A 24,965-nucleotide genomic window follows, 5' to 3' on the forward strand; every position below is an offset into this window, starting at 1 on the left:
TGATCGTCGCGCACGTCATCCAGCCGGGCGCGGGCATGCACATCAACGTCGCCGATCTCGATCAGTCCGCCGTGAAGGGCTATGTCTCGAAGTCGCATGAGATGACGCTCACGGGCTTTCTCATGGACATCATCCCCAAGACGCTCGTGAGCCCGTTCGTGGGCGACAACATCCTGCAGGTGCTGTTCGTTGCCGTGCTGTTCGGCATCTCGCTGGCCATGTCCGGCGAACACGGCAAGCCTATTCTGAACTTCCTGGAGGCATTGACCGCTCCGGTGTTCAAGCTGGTGAATATCCTCATGAAGGCCGCGCCGCTGGGCGCCTTTGGCGCGATCGCCTTCACCATCGGCAAGTTCGGCCTGTCCTCTTTGGTGAACCTGGCCTGGCTGGTCGGCACGTTCTACCTTACTTCGCTGCTCTTCGTGCTGGTGATCCTGGGCTTCGTCGCCCGCCTGTGCGGCTTCTCGGTCGTCAAGCTGGCCAGGTACCTCAAGGCCGAACTGCTGCTGGTGCTGGGCACTTCATCATCCGAATCGGCGCTGCCTTCGCTGATGCACAAGATGGAAAAAGCCGGTTGCAGCAAGTCCGTCGTGGGCCTGGTGGTTCCCACCGGCTACTCGTTCAATCTGGACGGCACCAACATCTACATGACGCTGGCCGCGCTGTTCATCGCGCAGGCCACCGATACGCATCTCACGCTCGGCCACCAGATCATGCTGCTGCTGGTCGCGATGCTCAGCTCCAAGGGCGCGGCCGGCGTGACTGGCGCGGGCTTCATCACCCTGGCCGCCACCCTGGCCGTGGTGCCGGAAGTGCCGATCGCCGGCATGGCGCTGATTCTGGGCGTGGACCGTTTCATGAGCGAATGCCGCTCGCTCACCAACTTCATGGGCAACGCCGTTGCGACCGTCGTGGTTTCCCGCTGGGAAAAGGCGCTTGATCATGACAAGCTCGATGCCGCTCTGGCCGGAGAAGTGCTGCCCGACATCGTGCCCGTTCAGCAGCCTGCCCGGAACGCATAAGCAGCGCAGTCAACCCTTTGTCTGCGGACCGTCTTCACGGTCCCCTTGAATCCCTTCGGAGCGGCCTGGCTGGCTCCGAAGGGATTTTTCATTGGAAGCTCAGAACGGCGGATCTTCGTCCTCATCACCGCCTTGCGCCGTCACCACGGGCTTGGCGCTATCCACGGCAGGGGCCTGCCTGTCCGTGTCCGGACGCGTCGCGGCAACGGCTGGAGGGCCACCAAGCTCGGTACGCCCTTCGCCGCCCAGCGCCTCCACCAGGTCGGGAATGAGTTTGACGAGCTCGCCGGTGGCGATCGCCACGTCCGCGTCGAAGCCCGCATCGTCCTGCTTCTGGCCTTCGAAGACCGTGTCGAGAAAGGACACCTTCTTGATCTGCAGGCCTTCGGTGAGCACGAACGACACGCGGTCGTCCCAGCTCATCGCCAGCTTGGTGGGCAGCTTGCCCTGGTCGATGTGTTCGCGGATCTCGTCGATATCGAGCGGATGCCGTGAATAGCGCACCACGGCCTTGGCTTCATCTGCGCTCTTGAGCTCGCACTCGCGGTCGATCGAGAAGCCCACGGGCGGCTCCTGCTCCTTGAGCCAGTGCGCCATGCAGGCCTGCGGCGACTCGGCTGTGTCCAGCAGCGCGACGGCAAAGCCGGGCAGCGCATCGACCAGCATGGTCACCACCTCGTCGGCCCTGCCCTGGCTGCCGGTGTCGAGCACCAGCAGATGCGCGTCCGGGTCGATCCAGACCCACATCGAGCCCTGCTTGGTGAACGCCATGGGCAGCAGGTCGAGCTTGGCTTCTTCCTTGAGCTCCTTGCTTTCCTTCTTGCCTGGCTTGCGGCCGGTTTCCTGCTCGATGCGGGCTGCCTTTTCCTTGACCTTGCGTGCGAGCACCGAGCCCGGCAGCACCTTGGCCTCGGTCATGAAGCGCAGGATCCACTGGCCGCCGACCGACTCGGCCAGCGCGCCATGCTCCTCGCCGCGCGGCGGCACCCAGCCCGTGGACTTCTCCTGCGTGGCGCCGCATTCCGCGAAAAGCGACTTGGCCAGGGCCTCTTCGATCTGGGCCAGATCCATCTGCCATGACTGGGCAATGCGATACACGATCATGTTCTTGAACACGATAACTATCCATCCTTACTTTGAAAAACTCATGAGCGAACCATCGCGCGAGCGACTAGGTCCGCCTCGGCCGACAACCTGCATTGTCGATGCAATGCCTGACACTGGATCAACGCGCCGCACATTGCTTCATGCCATCAAAATGAAAGCAAAAAACCATATGAGGCATGGCGGGTACCGGCAATGCGTTGTCCTCAATTCGCGCCCGTGTTCGGAGCGGCATGGTGAAGACATAGGGGAAATTTGTAGAACTTTACACAGACTTATATTTGGAACACGGTGGCGATACATGCGGCAGCCAGACTTGCATCCAAGCGCCGAGGTTCCTGTTCGTACCTCAACCTGCATTCCCTCCTCTGCGGACGGCCTCGGCGCCCCGTTTGCTTCCAACGAGTAGTTCTCACGAAAGGAAAACTCATCATGGCCCGCTTTTCTCCCCGTACCTTTGCAGCAACCGCCCTCGCAGCAGCCGTGCTGGCTGTAACAGCCGTGCCGGCAATGGCGCAGCCAGCATCGCCCGCGCCCGCCGCATCAGCCGACGCCAAACCCACGCCCCGCCCTCATGAGCGAGGCCCGCGCATGAACCCCGAGCAGCGTCAGGAGCGCATGGCCAAGCACGCCGAGGCCTTCAAGCAGAAACTGAAGATCTCCGCGGATCAGGAACCGGCATGGAATGCGTTCCAGGCAGCCATGAAGCCGCATGAACGAGCTGACCATGCCCGTCTTGATCCCAAGCAGATGGACAAGCTGACGACGCCCGAGCGGATCGACCGCATGCGCGCCATGCAAGCGCAGCGCTCGGCGGAAATGGATCGCCGCGGCGACGCCGTCAAGACCTTCTACGCCGCACTCAAGCCCGAGCAGCAAAAAATCTTCGACCAGGAAAGCAACCGCATGATGCATCGCTTCGGCCCGGGCGAAGGCAAGGGTGGCCCACGTGATGGCGGCCCCCGTGGGCACAAGCATGCGGGTGACCACAAGGGTAAGCACTCACATATGGGAAGGCAGTCACCAGAAGCTGCGCCAGGCGCACCGGTGCAGCCTCAATAAACAGCCAAAGGCTGTGGATAACTGAAAATAGCCCGCGTTTGCGGGCTTTTCTCATTGGGCCTGCGATCACTGCAACACACCAGCTTTTCCAACGGATAGCGTGTCTTGTCGCGGCAAACGCCTACATCGGACAAAGATGTCCGTATCGTAAAGTCGTAACAGGATCATGAAGAGATATACACCTTGGAGGCGAATATGTTGCTCAAAAAACGTTGGTGCCTGGCCCGGAACTTTCCCATCATGCGGCATTGCCAGTCCCTGACATTGCTCGCCGCCCTGCTTTGCGCCGCCGGGGGCGCGGCCGCGGCGGATGAGCAGGCGCCGTCTGGAGATCTTTCCCAGGCTCCATCGATCTATCTGCAGGGAAACTGGGCCCGGCGCGGAACCGATGCCGCCACCGTCGGCGTGACGTTCCCCTGGCGCGAATGGAAAACCAATCTCTGGGGCGGTGAAGTACGCGGCCAATGGGACATTCATGTCTCCAGGCTGTCATTCGAGGGCGGGCGTGGATACAACCACACATGGCTTCTGGGGCTGGTTCCCACCCTGCGCTGGCGCCCGGACGCGGGGCGCTCTCCCTGGTTTGCCGAAGCGGGCATCGGACTGACCTACATGACCGACCGCTACATCACCATCCACGAGGAATTCAGCACCTCGTTCAATTTCGCCAGCCATCTGGGTGTCGGCTACAACTTTGGCGACCGCCGCAGGCACGAATTGCAGTTACGCGTCGAACATCTCTCCAATGCCGGCATCAAGCACCCCAACCCAGGCGAAAACTTTGTCCAATTGCGCTATGCGTATCATTTCTGAACTGTTTATCCACAATTTATCAACTGAAGAATTCCATATTTGACGCGGTTGTTGATAAAACTGTACAGATTTCAATGAGCAACTTTTACTTATCCACAGGAAAGTGAAAAACCAGAAACTTGTTCATCCATCGGGTACAGGAAAAAGCGGGTGCGAGGCACATGGTTCAGGATTTTCCAAGTGGTTGTATTTTCTTGTGAAAATGATGTTATCCACAGATTGTGGTCGACTCTATTACTATCAACATATATAAATAAAACTATTTAAGAACAACTTTGCTCGCGTTCTTCCCTCCATAATCTCAACAAATTTCATATTGCAAAATAATTCAACTTCTGGCCTGCCCGTCGCACTTGTTACCGGATCAACCAGCGGAATCGGCGCCGCCATCGCGCACCGTTTGTCTCGCGAGGGCTATGAGGTCGTGCTCCATTCCCGCAGCAGCGTGGAAGCGGGGCAGGCCATGGCCCGGGATCTGCCCGCCGCAAGATACATACAGGCCGACCTGTCCCTTGAAGAGCAGCGCAGGAGCCTTGTGGAGCAGACCCTGCGGGAATGCGGGCGTATCGATCTGCTTGTGAATAACGCTGGAATAAGCGAGGTGATCGCTCACAATGACCTTCTGGCCGCCACGCCGGAGATCTGGCAGCGCATGCATGAAGTGAATGTGGTCGCGCCGTTCAGGCTGGTGGCGCACGCACGGGCGGCGCTCGAGGCTTGCGCAAAGCTGCGCGGCAGGCCCGCCTGCGTGATCAACATCAGCTCCCATGCCGGGGTGAGGCCCAAGGGCGCGTCCATACCCTATTCCGCTGGCAAGGCCGCTCTCAACCACATGACCAGGCTGCTCGCCCTGAGCCTGGCCCCGGACATCCGCGTGAACGCGGTGGCGCCCGGTCTGGTGGAAACGCCGCTGACCGAAAGCTGGGCGACGGCGCGTGCGCTGTGGACGGAAAAATCCCCCATGAGGCGTGGCGCGCAGCCGCAGGACATTGCGCAGGTCGTCGCCCTGCTCGCCGATTCGGACTATCTGACCGGCGAAGTCATCGTATCGGATGGGGGATTGAACCTGACCTGAGCCCGCCGGGGATACGGAGCGGCCTGGGGATAACTTGCGGCCGCCGTCAGCTTCCGTTCCTGGCGCGCCGTGCGCGCACGGCTTCGGCCAGCCGCTCGAGCACCGGAACCGTCTGGGTGAAGCTGATGCACGCATCGGTGACCGAGACGCCGCGCTGCAGCTCCTGGCCTTCGACGATGTCCTGGCGGCCTTCCTCGAGATGGCTCTCGATCATCACGCCGGTAATGCGCCTGTCGCCAGCGGCCACCTGCCGGGCGACATCTTCGGCCACGATGATCTGGCGCGCATGCTGCTTGCTGCTGTTGGCGTGGGAGAGATCGATCATGACCTGTTCGCGCAGGCCGGATTTCCTGAGCAGTTCACAGGCCGCGTTCACATCGTCCGCGCTGTAGTTGGGCTGCTTGCCGCCGCGCAGGATCACGTGGCAATCGTTGTTGCCGCGGGTTTCGAAAATGGCCGACTGCCCCATCTTGGTCATGCCCATGAAGGCATGCGGAGCCTGCGCCGCGAGAATCGCGTCGGATGCGACTTTCACGCCGCCGTCCGTACCGTTCTTGAAGCCGACCGGGCACGAGAGGCCGCTGGCCAGCTGGCGGTGGCTCTGGCTCTCCGTCGTGCGAGCGCCGATGGCTCCCCAACTGACCAGATCGCTGATGAATTGCGGCGACAGCAGGTCGAGGAATTCGGTCGCCACGGGCAGGCCGATCTCGAGAATGTCCAGCAGCAGCGCGCGCGCAAGCTGCACGCCGTCATTGATCGCAAAACTTCCGTCCATGCGGGGATCGTTGATGTAGCCCTTCCAGCCGACCGTGGTGCGCGGCTTCTCGAAATACACGCGCATCACGATGAGCAGATCGGCGCAAAGCGACTGCGCATGTTGCTTGAGCTTGCAGGCGTACTCGACGGCCTGGTCGTGGTCGTGGATCGAGCATGGCCCCACCACCACCACGAGACGATCGTCAAGGCCATGCAGCACCCTGGAGATGGCCGCGCGGCTGGACTCCACCAGGTCCGACGCTTCCTGCGGCGTGGGCAGCCATTCCTGCAGCAGCGCCGGCGTGATCAACGGTCGCACGGCCTTGATGCGCAGGTCGTCGATCCGGGTGGTGTCAAGGGTGGATACCTTGGGTTTGCTGGCGGGGGAAGTGGTATGGGTCATGTGTCTGATTGTCCCGCAAGCGCCGGATTGGATTCTTTTCAGGGATTTCGGGGCGTTTGCGATGAATCAGTCCACGCGTGCATCGCGCCGGGCTCACAACTGATAGCAACCGATGCGCGTTGTTTCCCGGCCTACCTGTTTCAACCCAAGGTTCGGCCTGCGATGCGATGAAAAGATGCCCTGGGCCATTTTTCCCGCATGGGCCGTGCGCACAACAGCATCAGTGAATCTCGTGGAGGAGAGCAGTCATGACAGGCAATCTGGCGGTCAATGTGGAGCGCGCGCTGGCGCGTGGACGGGTCAGGACCGGGTTGCGCGCCGTCCTGGCCGTATCGGACAGGCAGGGCGTGGCCTGTTCCGTGCGCCCGGATGCGGTTCTCTCGGCGGACACGGTCAATCCGCTGCTGGGAGCGCTGGTGCTGGGCGGCGCGGCCGAACAGGACTTTTCTCTCCCCGGCGTGCTGCCCCTGGCATGGCAGCGCCGCTATTGCAGCCACGTCGATGCGGAACGCGGCGGCGAGTGCGGACCGCTGGGGCACGGCTGGAGGACGCCGCTGGACATGCGCCTGGAGGTCAAGGAGCATGCGTGCGTGCTGCATGATGTGCAGGGGCGCACGATCACGTTCGGCCCGCTCCCGGCCGGCGGGCGCCGGTACAGCGCCAGCGAAGGCTGGTGGCTGCTGCGCTCGGGGTGCGCTGAATCTCCGGGCGGCGCCCCGCCCCGCTGGCAGTCGGCGCCGGAGAAGCGGTTCGCGCATGTGCCGCCCGATCTGGCGCAGCGTCCGCACGTCATCTTTCTTGGCGACAGCACGGGGGACGTGCTCTGGGCCTTCGCGCCAGGAAACCGCAAGGCCATCGAGAAGGGCGATGATCTCGTGCCCGCCAGCGACTGGCTGCCGATGGGCTGCATCGACAGGCTGGGCCGCACCCAGCGGCTGCGTTATGCGGACGTTTTGGGCCAGCACCGGCTGACATCGGTGCAGGATGGCGTAGGCAGGAGATTTGTCCTGCGCTACCAGAAAGTCCATGCCGCCCATGCCGAGCCAAGGTATCCCGCAGGGCATTTCTGGCAGCCGGACAACGGCGTGCGCCTTGCCGAGGTGCTGTGCTCGGAGCTCGCCGCTGGCGATGCAGAGGCCGCGCTTCAACCAGCCAGCCCGCAAAGCCTGGACCCGGCGGCATGGAACAGGCTGGTGAGCTATGCCTACAGCCCGGCCGGCGACCTGGTCGAAGTGCGTGATGGGCACGGCCGCTGCATGCAGCGGTTTGCCTATCAAAACCATCTTATGGTGATGCACCAGGATCTTGAAGGGCCGAGGCATCACTACCGCTACGACCGCTACGAACCCGGAGCGCGCGTCGTGCAGAAAAGCAGCGATGAGGGGCTGACGCATCGGTTTTCCTACCAGACCCTGTCTGCAGAGGATGGCGAACCCAGGTCGCGCACCACCGTGCAGGACAGCATCCAGCGCACGCGAGGCTACCTGTTTCGCGGCCTGGCGGGATTGGCGCGGCTTGTGGAGCACAGCCATGCGAACGGCAGCATCACCCGGATGCGATATGGCGCTCACGGACATCTCATATCGAGCACCGATGCGCTGGGCCGGACGACGCGCCGGGTGATCGACACGCAGGGCCGGCTGCTGCGGGAGCGTTTTCCGGACGGCAGCGAAAACCGTTTCGACCGGGATCCGGCAACGGGCCTGCTGCGCCGCAGCGTCGATGCGCAGGGACGCGCGACATGCCATGACTACGATGCGTGGCACAGGCTGACGCGGGTGACGCATCCCGATGCAGGCACGGTGCGATACGCCTACCCCGATCCGGGCCACGAGATACTCACGGCGCATCTTCCCCGCGAGATCATCGATGCCGCAGGCGGTGTGCGGCGTCTCGAATACACACGGGAAGGCTTGCTGAAAAGCCGCCGCGACGGCTCGGGCAGGGTCACCGAATTCCAGTACACGGCATGCGGACGGCTGGCCCGGGTCACCGACCCGCTGTCGCAAAGCACGCGCTATCTGTACGACGTCCATTCCCGGCTGCAGTGCGTGATAAGGCATGACGGCAGCAAGGAACAATACGTGCGCAATGGCGGCGGGCAGGTCACGCAGCTGCTGGGCTCGTCGGGCAATGTCATCAAGGAGTTTGGATATGACCTGTGGGGCCGCCTCGTCGAACTCAGGCAGGCGGGCCGGGTGCAGAAGTTTGAATATGACATTGCGGGCCGACTCGCCACGCATACCAATCCGGGCGCGGAACAGGCCCATTGGCAGTGGGATGAGATGGATCGCGTGGCGCGCCACATCGGCGTGGATGCGCGCGTGCGCAGCTTTGTGTACGACGCCTGTGGACAACTGATCCAGTGGTCGGACGGCTCGTTGAATGAGCAGCAATATCCGCAGAACATCTCACGGCTCGAATGGAATGCCATGGGACGGCCTGTCAGGCGCATCCAGCCCGGCGTGCATGCGGGCGATGCATGGATCAGCCGCTTTGCGTGGAGCGGCACGGGTGAGCTGCGATCGGCCAGCCTTTGCGAACGGCACTGCGGCGGCGGTCCGCAAAATGCGCACGATGAGCAGGACCGCCTGCTGAGCCATGTCCGGTTCATGCATGATCGGCTGGGGCGCGTCACTTCGGAGCACCAGCGGCTATTCAACCCTAAATCAGGCAAGCTGGAATATCGCTTCGACATTCGCCATCGGCTCGACCGGCTGGGGCGGCGCTTGGGCACCGAGCTGGAGGATATCGGCACCATCGGATATCTGCGTGACGGCTCCGGCCCCGTCGATGTCATCAACTGGAACGGGGTCAGGCAGGTGTACTTCGAGCGCGATGCATTGCAGCGCGAGATCAGCCGGCACATCCTCGGCGCGGACCTCACCAGAATCACCCAATGGTATGACTCGGGCCAATGGCTGCACACGCAGTGGCGCGGCGACTGCATTCCCGCCAATGCGCCCGCCGTCATTGCCGCGGCGCTGAGCACGCAGCATTTCCAGCACGATGGGCGCGGCCGCATCAGCGCGATCCGCGGCAACGTGGGAATCAGCCGCTTCGTGCATGACGCCGAAGGGCGTCTCACCGCTGCCCATACCCCTCAAGCGGGGCTGCAGCGATGGTCTTTCGATCACGCCGGGAATCCGCTGCCGCAGCCTTCGGAAGACATGACCAAGGAATTCGCTCATGCGACGCATGCGGGCCCTCCGCGCGAGGATGACATGAAACGAATGGCCACCGCCCTGCTCTGCGCGCCTTCGCTGGGCACAGAGCGCCTGACCGAACTTGAACTCGCGCACACCAGCCGCTGGAAGGGCAACCGCGTCCTGTATTACGTCAATGCCCATGATCACGCGGCGCCTGAAATCCGGCTGCAATACGCGTATGACGGCCGGGGCAACTGCACGCGCCTGCGGGAGCTGCACACCCGGCGTGAAATCAGGATGGCATATGGCGCCGACAATCGTCCGGCGAATCTGCGCATGATGGGCCCGGATGGAAAAACCGTTACGCAGGACATCCGCCATGACGCATTGGGCAGACGCATCGCCTCGCACATCATGGATGAAGCAGGCAACAGGTTGTCCACGGAATACGTCGGCTGGGATGGCGCGCTGCCCGTGCGCATGGAGCGGCACCGCTACACTGCGAATGCGCCATCGTCATTCGAGCTGATACACACCGTTCATGAGCCGGACAGCAATGTGCCGTTGATGCAGCTCCACCGCCATACCCAGGCGGGCAGGCAGCTTCCGGCGCTGCTTCGCAAGCGCCAGGCTCCGCCTTCGCAGCGGATTGCCCAAGGCGCGCCATCGTGCCTCACCGGCCAGCCGGATGGCGCTTTCGCGGCGACGCATTGCAACGAGGGAGCCAAGGGCCCGAGCGATCTTCAGCTATTGCATTTCCTGACCGACCATCAAGGTGCGCCGGTCGGCATGGTCAATGCGAACGGAAGGGTTGTATGGGCCATGTTCCAAGACGCTTGCGGCAATGATGTCTATGTGCACGATCCGTTGAACCTGCATCAGCCCTGCCGGTCAGCCGGGAAGCTGCTCGACGAGCACTCCGGACTGCGTTGGGACCTGCACGGCCTGTTCGATGCGCGCATCGGGCGTGCGCTGAACCGGGCGCCCCAGGGCCTGTTTCCCTGCCTCGGGATACCCGGCATGGAGGAGCTGCTGCCGCCTGAACTGCGCGGTTTGCACGATGCGGCAGGCCCAGGGTGGACGGGGGTGCCGGGCGCGGAGCCGGACCCGGAACATTTCCTATCCGCGAAGGCGTCACAACCGCCTGAATGAAATGTGCTGCCGGGACCAGTACGTGGACTGGAGCGAGTCCAGCCTCACCGTACCGCCGGAAGACGGCGCATGCACGAACCGTCCGTTGCCGACATAAATGCCCGCGTGTGTCGGCGTGCCGCGCCCGAACAGCACCAGGTCGCCGGTGCGCAGATCGCCCTGCGAAATGGATTTGCCGAAATCTTCCAGTTGGGAAACGGTGCGCGGCGGGGCCATGCCCGCCGTGTTCCTGTACACATAGCCGATCAGGCCGCTGCAATCAAACCCGCCCGCGGGCGTGTTGCCGCCATAGCGGTATGGCGTGCCGACCAGCCCCATGGCGTGGATGGCGATGTCGTCGGCCTGGGTGTCGGAAAGACGCGAAACACCTTGCCCCCAGGATGATGGGGCGTGTCGTGATTTGGTGGGCGCCGAGCCGCATGCCGTCAGCAGCACGGCGAGCGCCAGTGTCAGGCATTGAAGTGCTCGCATGCGGCCAAGGGTATCAGCTAAGGTTGAATCGACCAAGCCTTGTCTGCGGGAACGTGCTGGCGATCCGCTTGGAGACCGCTGCACGTTCCTGCGGCGCGCGCGCTTGTGGCGCTCCCGCCGAGGCGCATGCCCTGTGGGATATGCGTCGTTGGATCAAGGTATTCACCGCATCCGCGAAAGCGCCTGGATGATGCGCCTGCGCGGAAAACACGGACTGCCCGCGTTCAGGCTGCCGCTGCCTCGGCGGCGTTGGCCGATGCGTGGCGCTCGGCCGCGCGGCGGGCCTGCAAGCGGTTGGCGACGCTCACCACGGCCTGCACCGAAGCGGTCATGATGTTGGCGCTCATTCCCGCGCCGAAGGTGGAGCCGGCAGTGCCCTCCATCGCCGCCTCGATGATCGCAAGCGCCTGGGCATGGGCTCCGCTGCCCGTCGCGCGTTCTTCGTAATGGTCCACCCGCAACGGCAGGCCCAGGGCGTCCACGGTGGCGGCAATGGGGCCGTTGCCCTCCCCTTGCAGCTTCTGGCGCACGCCGTTGATGGTGACATCCAGCTCGATGCTGTGGCCGTCGTTCGTCACGCGATGCGCATGACAGACGATGGCTTCGGGCGTGGCCGGCGCCGTGAGATAGGTGGCGTTGAACAGGCTCCAGAGCGCGTCGCCGGTCATCTCGGTTTCGCTCGCATCCGTCTGGCGCTGCACCACGTTGCTGAATTCCACCTGCATGCGGCGCGGCATCACGACACCATGCTCGCGTTCCATCAGGAAGGAGATGCCGCCCTTGCCCGACTGGCTGTTCACGCGGATCACGCTGTCATATGTGCGGCCCAGGTCCGCCGGATCGATGGGGAGATACGGCACTTCCCAGATGCCATCGGGGTCCTGCGCGGCGAAGCCCTTCTTGATGGCGTCCTGGTGCGACCCCGAGAATGCGGTGAACACCAGATCGCCCGCGTAGGGATGACGCGGGTGAACCGGCAGGGAGGTGCACTCTTCCGCGATGCGCGCCACGCCGGTGATGTCGCAGAAGTCGAGCTGGGGATCGACCCCTTGCGTGTACATGTTGAGCGCAACGGTCACCACGTCCACGTTGCCGCAGCGCTCGCCGTTGCCGAACAGGCAGCCCTCCACGCGGTCGGCGCCTGCCATGATGGCGAACTCGGCGGCGGCCACGCCCGTTCCTCGGTCGTTGTGCGGATGGACCGAGAGCACGACGTGTTCGCGCGGCACGAGGTGGCGGTGCATCCATTCGATCTGGTCGGCAAACACGTTGGGCGTTGCGTTTTCCACCGTCGTCGGCAGGTTGATGATGATCTTGCGGTCCGGCCCCACTCCCCAGGCCTCGATGGCTGTCTGGCATGCCTGCAGCGAGACCTCAAGCTCGGCGCTGCTGAAGGTCTCGGGCGAATATTGCAGCGTCCACTGCGTCTCGGGATGCGCGTCGGAGCGCTTCCTGAAGTGCGACACATGGTGCCGCACCAGCTCCATCACCTGCGGCACATCCATGTTGAAGACGATCTTGCGCCATGCGGGCGCCACGGCGTTGTAGATATGAACGATGGCGCGCCTGGCGCCCTTGACTGCCTCGACGGTGCGGTCGATCAGGTCCTCGCGTGATTGCGTCATCACCATGATGCTCACGTCGTCGGGAATCAGATCCTCGTCGATCAGGCGCCGCACGAAATCAAAATCGGTCTGCGACGCGGCTGGAAAGCCCACTTCGATCTGCTTGAAGCCAATGCGCACCAGCTCTTTGTAGAGCTGCATCTTGCGCTCGACGTTCATCGGTTCGAAGAGCGCCTGGTTGCCGTCGCGCAGATCGGTGGAAAGCCAGATCGGCGCCTGCGTGATGGTCTTGCCGGGCCATGTGCGGTCGGCCAGGGCGATCGGGGCGAAGGCTTGGTACTTCTGGGAAGGATTGGAAATCATTGTCGGCTCCACATCTGCTGTGTGCGCCGTGCCTTGGCTGCCTTGTGAGTGGATGGGCACGGAACACGGGTCAATCGAAAGTTGGTGAACGAAATCGATGACGTCCCCTGCCGCCCTAAGCCCGGGGTGCGAGCGAAGGCGGGTGTGTGGCCGGGGTCAGGGGGATGTCGGTGTTGCGGAGGAGAACCTGTGCGACTGTGGCTATGGATTCAGTCTTCGGTCTCAGGCAACGGAGCGTGTGCACGCAAGCAGACCCCGGCCAAGCACTAGGCTTAGTCGTAGGGTGGTTAGTAGCTGCTGGGTGCGTTGCATATGCGGATCATGTTAGCACGGAAATTTTGCGCGATGCAAACGGGCGGATCCCATATCAGGACGTGGCGCTGCGGATTTTCCCGGTTCGGGGCGTTCGCCGGGCAAGGGCGTGCCTGCCGGTTGTCCGGGGGCTGTGTGCTCCTTTCGGGCATTTTCACGACGCCCCAGCCCACCCAAAAAGAAAGGCCTGATCGCCCGTTTTGCACAAAAAAAGGCAGTTCGATCTTTCCTGCCCTTCTTTCCCGGCATTCCCATGGACTGAAAGACGCATTTTTCGGGGCGAATTTCTACGGGCCTGTCGCTTGCCGAACTGCTTGCTCCACTTTCTCATCAGCGCATCCTCCGGTTTCGCCCAATTTCCTTCTTTCTCATACTTTTCAAGAGCGAAAACCAGCGATTTTTTGCCGTTTTGCCTATATTTTGATCACCCATCAACTTTTGCTAACGACATTTTCAAGGCACTGTATCGCATACAAAATTTCGTACTAGTACAAACAATAAAATGTATGAGATGAATTGGTCAGCAAGCAAAATACAGGGAAGTAATGCGCAAGACATTGCGGGCAGCATCGAAACGGCGCTGCGCAATGGAGAGCTTCATGCCGGGGATGCTCTCCCTGCCGTGCGGCATCTGGCTACGCAACTGGGTGTCAATCCCAATACGGTGGCTGCGGCCTATGCCAGGCTGCGCGATGCTGGTCGGCTGGTCACGTCGGGCCGCCGTGGCACGCGTGTCGCGGGCGAGGCTGCTTACATTCCGGCGGCCTATGTGGTGCCTGATGGCTTGCGCGATCTTGCTGGCGGACAGGTGGATGCGGCGCTGCTGGCGCATCTTCGCGCGGGCTCCTGGAGCAAGCTGCTGCAGCAGCCTCTCGCGCTGGGCGCATCAACGGGAGAGCTGAGCGACGATGAAGAACTGCTTGCCATCGCTGGTGAATGGCTTGGGTCGCAAGGCATTCCTGGCGATTGCGTGGGCATCTTCTCCAGCACTCTGGACACGATAGAGAGAGCGCTCAGGCAGCACGCACGCCCCGGCGACCGCGTTGCCATGGAAGACCCCGGCTGGCCGCCGCTGCTCGCGCTTTTGCGCAGCCTGCGCCTGCGCGCCGTGCCGCTGTCCATGGATGCGCAAGGCCTGCAGGTGCCCGCCGACGGCATGCTTGCCGGTTGCGCGGCCGTGATCCTGACGCCGCGTGCGCACAATCCCACGGGCACCGCCATCCGCCCGGACCGCTGGCGCGCGCTGCGCAGGCAGTTGCGCGCCTGTCCCAACACGCTCGTCGTCTTCAATGACTACTGGGGCCTGCTCAGCGGCACGCCGTTGGTATGCGCGGGCGCGCTGCCGCCTAACTGGCTTTATGTCATGTCGCTGGGCAAACCGCTGGGGCCCGAGATGCGTGTATGCATCGCAACGGGTGTGCCCGATCTCGTCGTCGGCATGCGTGCTCATTTCGCCCTGGGTCCGCGCAAGGTCAGCCTGTGGCTGCAGCGCTTCGCCGCGTTGTTGTGGCGGCAGGCGGCCAGGGGAAAAGGGCGGGGTTCGTTTGCGCACATGCAAAGCGCCTATGCGGCGCGGCGGCGGGCGCTGGCGGTAGAACTGCTCGGGCAAGGCGTGGCGATGGCCGGGGGCGATGCCGCCCATGCGGACACCGAAGGCCTGCATCTGTGGATACCCGTCCCGGATGAGCTGACGGCCGTGCAGGCCATGGCGTCGCGCGGGTGGGCGGTACAGGCCGGATCGCCCATGGTGCTGGCGAGCGCGCCGGCCATCCGGATCAGCGTGGGGGCCGTGGACAGGCGCGACGCGAGGCGGCTGGCGGGTGATCTGGCGGCGGCGGTCAGGTTGCAGGCCAGGGCGGTGTTCTAGGGCGTGCGACGGCCTCGGCGCGCGCGTTGCTGGTTACTGGGTAGCCCCAAGGTCGCGGTGGCGGGCCAGCCATCTGGCGACGGCCGGTCTGGCGCATCGCTGCAAGCCATTCAACACCTCGAAACCCGGCTCTTCGATTCCCCACGTTTCCCGCAAATCCCGTTGGATCCGCGCCAGCAGGAAGGCCGCCATTTCCGCATCCGCCAGCGCCCGGTGAGCACGCCCCGCGCGTGGCAGCCCGAGATGATCGACGATGTTGCCCAGGCTGTGGCTTCGCGCCTGCGGATAAAGGCGGCGTGACAGCAGGACGGTGCATGCAAAACCCTGCGTGGCGCGGATGTCCGCATGCGCGAGTTCGGCCGCCCAGAACTTGCTGTCGAACGATGCGTTGTGGGCCACCATCTGCGCGCCGCCCACGAAGCGTGCGGCCTCGCGCATGACGTCATGCGCTGGCGGCGCGCCAGCCACCATGGCGTTGGTGATGCCGGTGAGCTGGGTGATGAACGCGGGGATGCGCGCGCCGGTGCGCATCAGGCTTTGAAACCGGTCCACGATCTGGCCGTCCTGCAGCAGGACGATGGCGATTTCCGTGGCCCGGGCGCCCTGTGCGGGCGTCATGCCGGTGGTTTCGAAGTCGATGACGGCGATGGGTTCGTTGCGGGACATGGGTGCATTGTCCACGCAATGGCTGGCGCTGCTATGCCAGCCGCCGCTCCAGAGTGAATGGCGGCATGCCTTTGAGCAGGCGCTGCCCGTAGCCGGTGCGGACCAGGCGCTTGTCGTAGCAATACACGTGCGCATGATCCTCTTCGGTGCGGATGGCGCGGCCCGCCCATTGCGCCAGGCGGATGGCGGTGGCCGGCACGACGAGTTCGCTGAACGGGTCGCGCCCGGCACCGCGCAGCCATTCGGCGCGTGCCTCGCCGACGGGATCGTCCGGGGGCGCGAAGGGCAGTTTGGTGATGAACAGGGATTCGCAGAGCGCTCCGGGAAGATCCAGCCCTTCTCCGAAGGACTGCATGCCGAAGATGATCGACGGCTCGCCGTTGGCCACGCGCTCCCTGTGGGTGGCGAGCAATTGCTGGCGGGGCAGGGTATTTTGTACCAGTACGATGCCGCGCATGGCGGTGGGCAAGGCATCGACCGCCTGCCGCATCTGCTCGCGCGAGGTGAAGAGCACGAGCGCTCCCGATTCGACCATGGCCAGGTCGGAGAGCAGCGCATCCACCATTTCCGTGGTGAAGGCGGACGCGTCGCGCGGGTCGGCGCGGGTTTCGGTGGCGATGAGCGTGCCTTGCAGCCCATAGTCGAAGGGGCTTGCCACTTCGAGCGTGGTGACCGCCTCGTCACCCGCGAGGCCCGCCTCCCGCAGGAAGAAGTCGAATTGTCCACAGCTTGTGAGCGTGGCCGACGTGAGCACCGCGCCGCGCACGGCGGACCACAGATGATTGCGTAGAGTGTTGCCGGGCAGCAGGGGACTGGCATGGGCCTTGACGACGATGTAGTCGCCATCGGTTTCGAGCGTGAACCATTTGGCTGCCGGAGCGGCGCCTTCCGGCGCATCCTGCAGCAGCAGCGACGCGGTGGCGTGCAGGCTTTCCAGCCGCGGAGCGAGCGCGCCGATCTGCGCGTAGAGCGCGGACAGCCGCCGCGCGTCGTCGGGCTGGTCCTTGATCTGGCTGCGCAGGGCCTTGGCGATGGCGCGCAAGGCGGCCAGAAAACCATCGGCATGATGCGCGATCTGCGACAGCGGCTCCACCAGTTCGGCGGGCAGCATGCCGTTGGGCACGCGGGCGCGCGTGATGTGGTTGTAGGGCGTGGAGTGGCGCGGCGCGGCATGCGAGCGGCCGGCCTCGGCTTTCGACGGCTGCAGCGCCTTGCCGTAGATGTCCATCACCAGCCGCGCCGCGTCCTGCAGCGTGGCGCGCAGCCGCGAGGAATCGTTGGGGATGTCGGCGATCTCCTCCACCTCGACCAGCTGACCGATGCGCAGGGCTCGGCTGGCGAGCTTGTCGATCCAGGTCAGGCGCGAGAGATCTGCTTCGCAGGCGAACTGGTCGAGCGCGGTCGCTGGCAGGTGATGGGCCTCGTCGATGACGAGCAGGCAGTTGTCGAGTTCGGGCAGCAGCCGCGCGCCCAGTGACGACAGGAGCAGGTCGTGATTGGCCACGATGACTTGCGCGGCGACGAGTTCCTTGCGGCGCTCGTAGTACGTGCACTGGCTGAACATCGGGCAGTGCTTGCCGGTGCAGGAGCTGGCTTCCGCGCCGACGGGGCTCCATACCTCGGCCTCGGGCGGCGTGGCGAGCGTGTCCCGGTCGCCGTCCCACTGGCCGCGCGAGAGCGCGTCGGCCATGCTGGCATAGAACTTCATGCTCGCTTCGGATTCCGCACGCGGGCGCCTGGCGCGCTCGGCGGCCTCTTCCTCGGCGAAAAGATCGTCGTCGGGGATGCCGCCGTCGTCCGGTGCGCCTACGCCGCCGGCCAGCCGCTCCAGCTTGAGCTTGCAGACGTACCGGCCGCGCCCCTTGGCCAGCGCGAACCGGAAGGGCTTGGCGATGTGGGCCGCAAGCGCGGGCAGGTCCTTGGCGACGAGCTGCTCCTGCAGCGCCACCGTGGCGGTGGAGATCAGCACGCGCGTGCCGCGTTCCAGCGCCATGGCGATGGCGGGAACGCTGTAGGCAAGCGATTTGCCCACGCCCGTGCCCGCCTGGATCACGGCGATGGAGCGCGCAGGCGGCGGAGCATCCTCATCGTCCGCATCGATCTTGCCGAGCTGCGCCTGGCTGAACGCCTGTGCAACCTGCTCGGCCATCAGCCGCTGGCCGGGGCGGCTGCGAAAGCCGCCGGTGGCTTGCACTACGGCATCGAACGATTGCAAGGCCTGATCGGCCCATTGCTGTGCGGACATAGGAAAACAGGAAAAGAGCGCTGCTTGGCTTGTGATGGGCGCGAGGATCGCGCGGCGGCGCAATACCGGAGGTACTGTGCTTTCATCCAGCGATCTTAGCCGATGCGCTGTGGCGCTGCCGGCCTGGGGGTGTCTGTGCGCCTGTAGCCCATTTTCTCGACGAAGGCGCTCGGCCGGGCGGCGTGCGCAAGCAGCGTGAGCTGCCTGCGCGCGCGGGTGATGGCGACATAGAGCAGGTTGCGCTCTTCGGTGGAGGTTCCGCCGCTGGCGGGAAACTCGCCCTGCGTGAGATGCGGAATGATCACGTGATCGAACTCCAGCCCCTTGACGCTCACGATGCTGGCGATGTGCAGCCGCTTGCTGTCCTTGAAATCGCGCTGCTTCTGCTCGAGCCCGTTGAGGAAGCGGAAGAAGTCGAATGCCGAATGGAATCTGCCGGCGGCTAGCTTCAGGCCTTCGATATTGGACAGCGCTTCGGCGCGCCGCTCCTTGGACACATAGGCATCCTTGATGATGGACTGGATGTCCAGCGTTTCGAGTAAATCCTCCAGAAACGCGGGCCCGCCGCGCGTGACGGCCAGCGCCTGCGCGGCCCGCAGCCGCCCGCGCAGGTGCGCAGGCGCGGTACGCAGCACCTGGTTGGTGAAGAACGTGGTGAGGAACATGGCGTTGTCGCGCACGGAGTGAACGGCGTCGGCCAGCAGCGCCGCCTGGCTCTCGTGGGCCCGGTTGTCCACTTCGATCCGTGTTCCGCTGAAGAAGTGCAGGGCGGTCAGCACCTGCTCGCGCGTGTCCTCGTGCGCGAGACTTGTCATGTCGTCGTTGGCGACGGCCATGAGTCCGCGGATGAACAGGATTTCAGGGCGCTTGAGATAGCTCTCGAAGCCGCTCATGGAAAACGGCAGCTCGTTTTCGATCAACAGGTTTTCGATCAGCACGGACTGCGCGGGATGCCGCAGCAGGATCGCCAATTCGTTCATGTCGCGCCAGTGCGTTTTTTTCCATTGCATGGCCGCATCGACGACCAGGCCTGCGCATTCCCCGGCGGTGGAAAACTCAGTCAGCGCGATATGCGTGTCATGCTCCGCGCTGGAGCTGTAGGGCTTGGCCGCCACGCGTCCCGCCTTGAGCGCAAGGCTTTTGCCGAAGCGGTAGCTGTGGGTGAGCGGATAGCGCTTGATGGCGCGCGCCGTGTGCTGCTCGATGGCTGCGCCCATGAACACCGCGTCCGCGCCGGTGGCTTCGTGCACCACCTGGTCGACGTCCCCCATGCCGCAGAAAAAGCTTCGGGAGGTGTTGAGGATCTCCGCCAGCACCCGGAACATGGCGTAGTTCAGGTCGTGCATCTCGTCCACCAGCACGATCTGCGCGGCGAACGGCCAGTTGCGCAGTCCCTGGGCGGTTTCACCTTCCTGGAAGTGCCGCGCCAGGTCGTAGGTGGCATCCATCGGAGCGCGGAATTTCGGCGTGTCCGCATTTTCCTGCCTGCGAATGCGCTCATGGGCCAGGTAGACCTTGAGCTGGGTGTAGTCGACGCCCATGTCCTGCGCATACTCGGGGCTCGCGCGGCGTCCGTCGCGCTCGAGAATGTCGCGCATCGTGCCTTTCAGGCGTGCGTTGAGCTTGAGGAACTCTTCCACGAACCAGCTGTCTCCGATGGCCGGCATGTCGAGTGCGTCGCGCCAGCGTTCGGACTCGTCTTCCTCGACACGCCGCACGGCCTGCCAGAAATGCGTGCGCAGCTGCTCGTTTTCATCGATATATTCGACACGGTGATCATCGATTTCCTCGAGGATCTCGGTGCTGAATTCCTCGAACGTCTGGATGCGCAACTGCCCGGCCACGCCGCGCGGTACGCCGACATGGATCAGCGCATGGCGCAATGCGGCGCAGGCGGGCTGCGTGTGGGTCAGCGCCAGCAGCCGGTGCGCGGGCACGCCGCGCGCCAGGCTCTCCGCGGCGCGCAGGGCGAGCGTGGTGGTCTTGGCAGCGCCGGCATTGGCCTCGACGATGATGGTGCGTTCGCGCGCGATCTGAATGGCGCGCTGCTCATCCGATGGCGTGATGCGCCGGGGCGTGAAACGCGCGGCGGCCGCCGCTGGCGGGGATGGGTCGGGAGACATGGTGAGCGGCAATGTGCGTTGGCCTGGTTCAGTTTTCAGTATGCACCCGCAAATGTCGCACGGCGGCCCCCGTCCTGGCTTGCAGCAGCGCAATCGCGCTCACGGCGATCGCATCCTTGACGGGCGCGGTGACCAGCGCCAGCGCGGGAGCCGCGCCTTGTTCGCTTGCGGAAACCCATTTGCGCTGGCGCACAGGCACGCCGGCCTTCTCAAGCTGGCGCACCACGCTGGCCTCGCACAGGCCCGTGTCCGAGGCCACGCGCAGCATGTGCGCCGTGACCACCTCGCCCATCGGCAGGGGCTGCGGCGCATGCGCGCGGCGCGCGTGCGTGCCGAGTGTCGGCACGCCGCTGGCCTGGGGGCGAAGAGGGTCCAGGGGCTGGCACGCCAGATCGATGAGGTCGGCCACCACGGCGGAAGCGGTCGGTTCGCCGCCCGCGCCCGCACCGCTGTGGAACGCATGGCCGCAGGCGTCGCCATGCACGGCGATGCCGTTGTCCGCGCCGCCGACATGCGCAAGCGCATGGCGCCGCGCAACGAGGGCAGGGTGTACGCGCAACTCCATGGATTGCGGATGCTCGTGCGTGGATGCGTGAAGACGCGCAATGGCGAGCAGCTTGACGGCATAGCCCAGCTGCGCCGCTGCGTCGATGTCGGCGCGTTGCAGGCCGCGGATGCCCTCCACGTGCACCGCATCCAGGTCCACGGGCGCGCCGAACGCATTGGCCGCGAGCAGCGCCAGCTTGTGCGCGGCATCGGTTCCATCGACGTCGAAGCAGGGATCGGCCTCGGCATAGCCCAGCCTTTGGGCTTGCGCGAGCGCATCGGCGAACTCCAGTCCGCCGTCGCCCATGCGCGTGAGAATGTAGTTGCTGGTGCCGTTCAGAATGCCGGTGATGGCGTCGATGCGATTGGCGGCCCATGCTTCGCGCAGCATCTTGACGATGGGAATGCTGCCTGCCACCGCCGCTTCATACGCAAGCTGGCAACCGTGGCGGGCGGCCGCTGCAGCCAATTCTTCTCCATGCACGGCCAGCAGCGCCTTGTTGGCGGTGACCACGTGCTTGCCCGCCGCGAGCGCGGCAAGCACCCAATCGCGCGCCGGGCCTGTTCCGCCGGCAACCTCCACCAGCACGTCAATGTCCGGATGGGTTGCCACGTGGTGGGGATCGGTGCACAGCTCCACGCTTTCCAGGGCTGCTTCGCCCAGCTTTTGCGCGGCGCGGCTTCGGTCGCGCACCGCCAGCGCGACGAGCTGGACGGGCCTCCCGGCCCGTGCGGCGATCAGCGGCTGGTTGCGCTGAAGCACCGACCATGTGCCCATGCCCACCGTCCCCAATCCGATCATGCCCACGCGCAGCGCCGGCCGCGCGGGATCGATGCCCGTGCCGGCCGGCGCTGTGGCTTGCTCCGGGGTGTTCGGGGTCTGGGTGCGAAAGCGGGGTTCGCTGTACATGGTGGTCAACCTCTCCAAAAAAGGCCCGTTTTCCAGGCCACAAACAAAAAAACCCGGCTTGCCAGCTGGGTCGTTCGTTCTTGGGGGAGGGAATGATTCCAGGTGGCTGCCGGTACAGCCACCCAGCGCGCTAGGTAGCCGCGGTGGTAATCGTGGTAATCATTCGTGCACTTGCGCGCGACACGGCCGCGCTTGCGTTCAAGCGTCGGTTGGCGTGGGGTGCGAAAGTGCGGAACATCACGGCAGTTTAACGCATCCGCGCAAAGGGCGCCATGCATGCCTTGGCGATTTCTCCGGTGCCGCGGCAGGCACGGAGATTGCATGCCGTCCGTCTGCCATGAAATCCCCGCTGAGTTACCTGGTTGCCGCGCGGCAATCCGAAATTTCCGAGCTGGAGCGGATCAGGGACGCCTGCGCCCTGGTGCAAAGCCTTTGCCGTCTCATTCATCAACTGCAGTGCGAGCGCGGGCTCTCCAACCTGTTCCTGGCGAGCGCGGGAGCGCGGGGCGCCGCGCGGCTTGCAGGGCAGATGCGCGCGGTGGATGCCGACATCGCCTTGGTGAACGCCCGGCTCGGGCAGCAGGACGCCGGCCTGCGCGGCGGCCATGGCGCGCGCCTGTTCAACTCGATCGCCTACCTGCTGCAGGGCCTTGCCGCGCTGCCAAGGCTGCGCGAGCGCATCGCCGGCGCAGCGATCTCCACCGAAGAAAGCACGGCCGCCTTCGCGCGCCTGATCGCGGCATGTCTGGCGGTGGTGTTCGAAGCCGCCGACAGCGCCTGCGATCCGGACATCTCGCGCCTGCTGGTGGCTATGTTCCACTTCATGCAGGGCAAGGAGTTCGCGGGCCAGGAGCGCGCCACGGGAGCCGCGGCGTTCGGCTCGGGGGCGAGCGATGCGGCGCGCCAGCACCATTGGCTGCATCTCATCGAATCGCAGGAGGGGTGCTTCCAGGTGTTCAGCGAATTCGCGCCGCCGTGGCTCGCGCGCTTGCAGGCGGAGCAGTCCGTCAACTGTTCCGCCACGGCGGCGATCGAACGCCTGCGCCGCATCGCCTGCACCGCGCGCGCGGACGATGCGCTGGATGCGGCGATGGGCGAGCGCTGGTTCTCCGCATGCACGCAGCGCCTGGACGCGATGCATGCGATGGAGCAGCGGCTGGCCGACGAGCTGGCGCGGCTTTGCGAGCGCAAGTTGGAGATCGCGCACGGCGTCATGGCCGAGCAGCAAGCGATGCTGCTCGCCGAGGAAAGGAGCGACGTCGCCATCGCCGCCGCTGGCGCCGAGGGCCCGGAGCGCGCGGACTCCATGGGATTTTTCACCTCCGCTGCCTGCGCGCCGGGCGCGGTTCCGCCCGGGGTGCCGGGACTGGGGCCGCAGCTCGAGCGCAGCGTGCTCGGGCTGGTGCAGGAGCAGGCGCGGCAACTGCATGCCATGCAGGCCGAAATCGACAAGGCGCGCAATGCGCTGCAGGAGCGCAAGGCGATCGAACGCGCCAAGGGCGTGCTCATGCAGCTGCGCCAGCTCAGCGAAGGCGATGCGCACAAGCTCATGCGCCAGGCGGCGATGAACCAGAACCGCCGCATGCTCGACGTGGCGCTGGCCGTGCTTTCCATGTCGGAGCTCATGCCGGGCGCACCCGCCGCGTCCCATGCACCAAAGAGCGGCGCCCGCGCGGGCGGCGGCCCCGGCGGCGCACCAGCATTGGGCTGATGGCCGACTTTGCCCTGGCACGGATCGTGCGAGTGTGATGTGCAGGCGCGGGCCAATGGAGGCCGGCGCCGAAGCAGTGATTTTTTGGACAACGGTGTCTTGTTCTTCTCTTGCGTTCTGCGCGAGGGGAGACGGACACCGTTTTTTGTCGCCGGGCCGCCCCAAGACAAAAGGTGCCCCTCGGGGGCAGCGAACCACGCGCAGCGGGGAAGCGTGGGGGCCCTTTTTTTGTTTTTCCTTTTCCGGGTTCGTCACCACGATTCCCGATGGAGTTCAAGCATGCAAGAAAGCAAGACGGCAATCCGCGCGAACGGCAATCCGCAGAGCGTTGAGCGGCGCGGCTTCCTGCGCCAGGGCGCGGGTGTGGCCTCGGGCGTCGCGCTGTATGGAGCGCTCGGACACCGCGGCGTCTGGGCCGCGGGATCGGATGCGCCCGAGAAGAAGGAGGTGAAGATCGGCTTCATCCCGCTCACCGACTGCGCCAGCGTGGTGATGGCCTCGGTGCTGGGCTTCGACCAGAAATACGGCGTCAGGATCGTACCCTCCAAGGAGGCGAGCTGGGCGAGCGTTCGCGACAAGCTCGTCAACGGCGACCTGGACATGGCGCACGTGCTCTACGGCCTGGTGTATGGGCTGCACCTGGGCGTGAGCGGCCCGCAGAAGAACATGGCCGCGCTAATGACGCTCAACCGCAATGGACAGGCGATCACGCTCTCCAAGAAGATCGCGGACAAGGGCGCGGTGGATGCCGACGGGCTCGCCCGGCTCATGGGCTCGGAAAAGCGCGAGTACACCTTCGCGCAGACGTTTCCGACGGGCACGCACGCGATGTGGCTGTACTACTGGATGGCCAGCGCCGGCATCAACCCGATGAAGGAGAGCAAGATCATCACCGTGCCGCCGCCGCAGATGGTGGCCAACATGCGCGTGGGCAACATGGACGGCTACTGCGTGGGCGAGCCCTGGGGCCACCGTGCCATCATGGACGGCATAGGCGTGACAGCGATCACCACGCAGGATATCTGGCGCGACCATCCCGAGAAGGTGCTGGGCTGCACCTCGGACTACGCGGGCAAATATCCCAACACCGCGCGCGCCGTGATGATGGCGATCATCGAGGCGGGCCGCTGGATCGACGCCAGCATGCAGAACAAGCTCAAGATGGCGGAGGCCATCGCCGCCAAGTCCTATGTGAACACCAGCGTGGACGCGATCAACCAGCGCATCCTGGGGCGCTACCAGAACGGCATGGGCAAGACCTGGGACGACCCCCACCACATGAAGTTCTTTGCCGACGGCGAGGTCAACTACCCCTATCTGTCGGATGGCATGTGGTTTCTCACGCAGCACAAGCGCTGGGGGCTGCTCAAGTCCCATCCCGACTACCTGGGCGTGGCCCGCAAGATCAACCGCACCGACCTTTATGCCGAGGCGGCGTCGCAGCTCAAGGTAAGCGTGCCCAAGTCGCCCATGCGCAGCAGCAAGCTGCTGGACGGCGTGGTCTGGGATGGCAGCGATCCGGCGCGCTACGCCGACGCTTTCAAGGTCAAGGCTTGAGGATTTCCTGGCATTCAAACGGAGCAAACCATGGTCAGTGCAGTTTTTCACGGTCCGGCGCAGGCCGTGGCTGAATCAGAAGCGGCAACGGCA

General features: G+C 64.6%; 16 protein-coding genes. 8 read left to right on the forward strand and 8 right to left on the reverse strand.

The annotated features are described in order from the left end of the window. A partial coding sequence (gene dctA / locus ABWP92_RS07545) for a C4-dicarboxylate transporter DctA (RefSeq protein ID WP_353234758.1) occupies positions 1–1,022 on the forward strand: 1,022 nt, incomplete at its 5' end. Between the two features lie 99 nt (positions 1,023–1,121). Here dctA and ABWP92_RS07550 read toward each other — a convergent pair. Further along, positions 1,122–2,138, reverse strand: coding sequence for a recombination-associated protein RdgC (locus ABWP92_RS07550; RefSeq protein ID WP_353234759.1), 1,017 nt, complete (start codon positions 2,136–2,138; stop codon positions 1,122–1,124). 420 nt (positions 2,139–2,558) lie between these two features. Between ABWP92_RS07550 and ABWP92_RS07555 the strand changes: the two genes are divergently transcribed. The 3 genes from ABWP92_RS07555 (at position 2,559) to ABWP92_RS07565 (ending at position 5,076) form a co-directional block, all read left to right on the forward strand. Next, positions 2,559–3,188, forward strand: a complete 630-nt coding sequence (locus ABWP92_RS07555; RefSeq protein WP_353234760.1) for a Spy/CpxP family protein refolding chaperone — start codon at positions 2,559–2,561, stop codon at positions 3,186–3,188. A gap of 240 nt (positions 3,189–3,428) precedes the next feature. Then, positions 3,429–4,001 carry an acyloxyacyl hydrolase gene (locus ABWP92_RS07560; RefSeq protein WP_502907482.1) on the forward strand — a complete coding sequence of 191 codons (573 nt, stop codon included), beginning with the start codon at positions 3,429–3,431 and terminating at the stop codon, positions 3,999–4,001. A gap of 316 nt (positions 4,002–4,317) precedes the next feature. Continuing rightward, positions 4,318–5,076 carry an SDR family NAD(P)-dependent oxidoreductase gene (locus ABWP92_RS07565; protein ID WP_502907479.1) on the forward strand — a complete coding sequence of 253 codons (759 nt, stop codon included), beginning with the start codon at positions 4,318–4,320 and terminating at the stop codon, positions 5,074–5,076. A gap of 46 nt (positions 5,077–5,122) precedes the next feature. On the opposite strand, the gene ABWP92_RS07570 is transcribed toward ABWP92_RS07565, so the two are convergent. Further along, positions 5,123–6,235, reverse strand: coding sequence for a 3-deoxy-7-phosphoheptulonate synthase (locus ABWP92_RS07570; RefSeq protein ID WP_353234762.1), 1,113 nt, complete (start codon positions 6,233–6,235; stop codon positions 5,123–5,125). A gap of 248 nt (positions 6,236–6,483) precedes the next feature. Between ABWP92_RS07570 and ABWP92_RS07575 the strand changes: the two genes are divergently transcribed. Continuing rightward, positions 6,484–10,536, forward strand: a complete 4,053-nt coding sequence (locus ABWP92_RS07575) for a DUF6531 domain-containing protein (RefSeq protein ID WP_353234763.1) — start codon at positions 6,484–6,486, stop codon at positions 10,534–10,536. On the opposite strand, the gene ABWP92_RS07580 is transcribed toward ABWP92_RS07575, so the two are convergent. Together ABWP92_RS07580 and leuA are read right to left on the reverse strand one after the other, a co-directional pair. Then, positions 10,519–11,007 carry a C40 family peptidase gene (locus tag ABWP92_RS07580; protein ID WP_353234764.1) on the reverse strand — a complete coding sequence of 163 codons (489 nt, stop codon included), beginning with the start codon at positions 11,005–11,007 and terminating at the stop codon, positions 10,519–10,521. The genes ABWP92_RS07575 and ABWP92_RS07580 overlap by 18 nt on opposite strands. A gap of 224 nt (positions 11,008–11,231) precedes the next feature. Further along, complete coding sequence (gene leuA, locus ABWP92_RS07585; RefSeq protein ID WP_353234765.1) at positions 11,232–12,935, reverse strand: 2-isopropylmalate synthase; 1,704 nt, start codon at positions 12,933–12,935, stop codon at positions 11,232–11,234. 823 nt (positions 12,936–13,758) lie between these two features. Here leuA and ABWP92_RS07590 point away from each other — a divergent pair. After that, entirely contained in the window at positions 13,759–15,114 is a 1,356-nt protein-coding gene (locus tag ABWP92_RS07590; protein ID WP_353234766.1) for an aminotransferase class I/II-fold pyridoxal phosphate-dependent enzyme, read from the forward strand. Positions 15,115–15,147: 33 nt separating this feature from the next. Here ABWP92_RS07590 and ABWP92_RS07595 read toward each other — a convergent pair whose 3' ends face one another. The 4 genes from ABWP92_RS07595 to ABWP92_RS07610 all read right to left on the reverse strand — a co-directional run bounded on the left by ABWP92_RS07595 (position 15,148) and on the right by ABWP92_RS07610 (position 21,604). Further along, positions 15,148–15,780, reverse strand: coding sequence for a 3'-5' exonuclease (locus ABWP92_RS07595; RefSeq protein WP_353234767.1), 633 nt, complete (start codon positions 15,778–15,780; stop codon positions 15,148–15,150). A gap of 31 nt (positions 15,781–15,811) precedes the next feature. Continuing rightward, positions 15,812–18,025 carry an ATP-dependent DNA helicase DinG gene (gene dinG / locus ABWP92_RS07600; protein ID WP_353234768.1) on the reverse strand — a complete coding sequence of 738 codons (2,214 nt, stop codon included), beginning with the start codon at positions 18,023–18,025 and terminating at the stop codon, positions 15,812–15,814. A gap of 95 nt (positions 18,026–18,120) precedes the next feature. After that, entirely contained in the window at positions 18,121–20,148 is a 2,028-nt protein-coding gene (locus ABWP92_RS07605; protein WP_353234769.1) for a 3'-5' exonuclease, read from the reverse strand. Between the two features lie 28 nt (positions 20,149–20,176). Beyond that, complete coding sequence (locus tag ABWP92_RS07610; protein WP_353234770.1) at positions 20,177–21,604, reverse strand: homoserine dehydrogenase; 1,428 nt, start codon at positions 21,602–21,604, stop codon at positions 20,177–20,179. 337 nt (positions 21,605–21,941) lie between these two features. Here ABWP92_RS07610 and ABWP92_RS07615 point away from each other — a divergent pair, with 337 nt between their 5' ends. Together ABWP92_RS07615 and ABWP92_RS07620 are read left to right on the forward strand one after the other, a co-directional pair. Then, positions 21,942–23,315 carry a nitrate- and nitrite sensing domain-containing protein gene (locus ABWP92_RS07615; protein WP_353234771.1) on the forward strand — a complete coding sequence of 458 codons (1,374 nt, stop codon included), beginning with the start codon at positions 21,942–21,944 and terminating at the stop codon, positions 23,313–23,315. A 279-nt stretch (positions 23,316–23,594) separates the two neighbouring features. Further along, positions 23,595–24,872: a CmpA/NrtA family ABC transporter substrate-binding protein gene (locus ABWP92_RS07620; RefSeq protein WP_353234772.1), complete on the forward strand. Its 1,278-nt coding sequence runs from the start codon at positions 23,595–23,597 to the stop codon at positions 24,870–24,872. Positions 24,873–24,965: the final 93 nt, after the last annotated feature.

The sequence above is a fragment of the Diaphorobacter ruginosibacter genome (assembly GCF_040396215.1).
GTDB classification, from domain to species: domain Bacteria; phylum Pseudomonadota; class Gammaproteobacteria; order Burkholderiales; family Burkholderiaceae_C; genus Diaphorobacter_A; species Diaphorobacter_A ruginosibacter_A.

Bases quoted from the DNA above. Each gene is read 5' to 3' on its own strand.
- ABWP92_RS07590 (WP_353234766.1), top strand. From the start codon at position 13,759: ATGAATTGGTCAGCAAGCAAAATACAGGGAAGTAATGCGCAAGACATT.
- ABWP92_RS07595 (WP_353234767.1), bottom strand. From the start codon at position 15,780: ATGTCCCGCAACGAACCCATCGCCGTCATCGACTTCGAAACCACCGGC.
- ABWP92_RS07555 (WP_353234760.1), top strand. From the start codon at position 2,559: ATGGCCCGCTTTTCTCCCCGTACCTTTGCAGCAACCGCCCTCGCAGCA.
- ABWP92_RS07570 (WP_353234762.1), bottom strand. From the start codon at position 6,235: ATGACCCATACCACTTCCCCCGCCAGCAAACCCAAGGTATCCACCCTT.
- ABWP92_RS07620 (WP_353234772.1), top strand. From the start codon at position 23,595: ATGCAAGAAAGCAAGACGGCAATCCGCGCGAACGGCAATCCGCAGAGC.
- ABWP92_RS07560 (WP_502907482.1), top strand. From the start codon at position 3,429: ATGCGGCATTGCCAGTCCCTGACATTGCTCGCCGCCCTGCTTTGCGCC.
- ABWP92_RS07610 (WP_353234770.1), bottom strand. From the start codon at position 21,604: ATGTACAGCGAACCCCGCTTTCGCACCCAGACCCCGAACACCCCGGAG.
- ABWP92_RS07605 (WP_353234769.1), bottom strand. From the start codon at position 20,148: ATGTCTCCCGACCCATCCCCGCCAGCGGCGGCCGCCGCGCGTTTCACG.
- ABWP92_RS07615 (WP_353234771.1), top strand. From the start codon at position 21,942: ATGAAATCCCCGCTGAGTTACCTGGTTGCCGCGCGGCAATCCGAAATT.
- ABWP92_RS07575 (WP_353234763.1), top strand. From the start codon at position 6,484: ATGACAGGCAATCTGGCGGTCAATGTGGAGCGCGCGCTGGCGCGTGGA.
- ABWP92_RS07580 (WP_353234764.1), bottom strand. From the start codon at position 11,007: ATGCGAGCACTTCAATGCCTGACACTGGCGCTCGCCGTGCTGCTGACG.
- dinG (WP_353234768.1), bottom strand. From the start codon at position 18,025: ATGTCCGCACAGCAATGGGCCGATCAGGCCTTGCAATCGTTCGATGCC.
- leuA (WP_353234765.1), bottom strand. From the start codon at position 12,935: ATGATTTCCAATCCTTCCCAGAAGTACCAAGCCTTCGCCCCGATCGCC.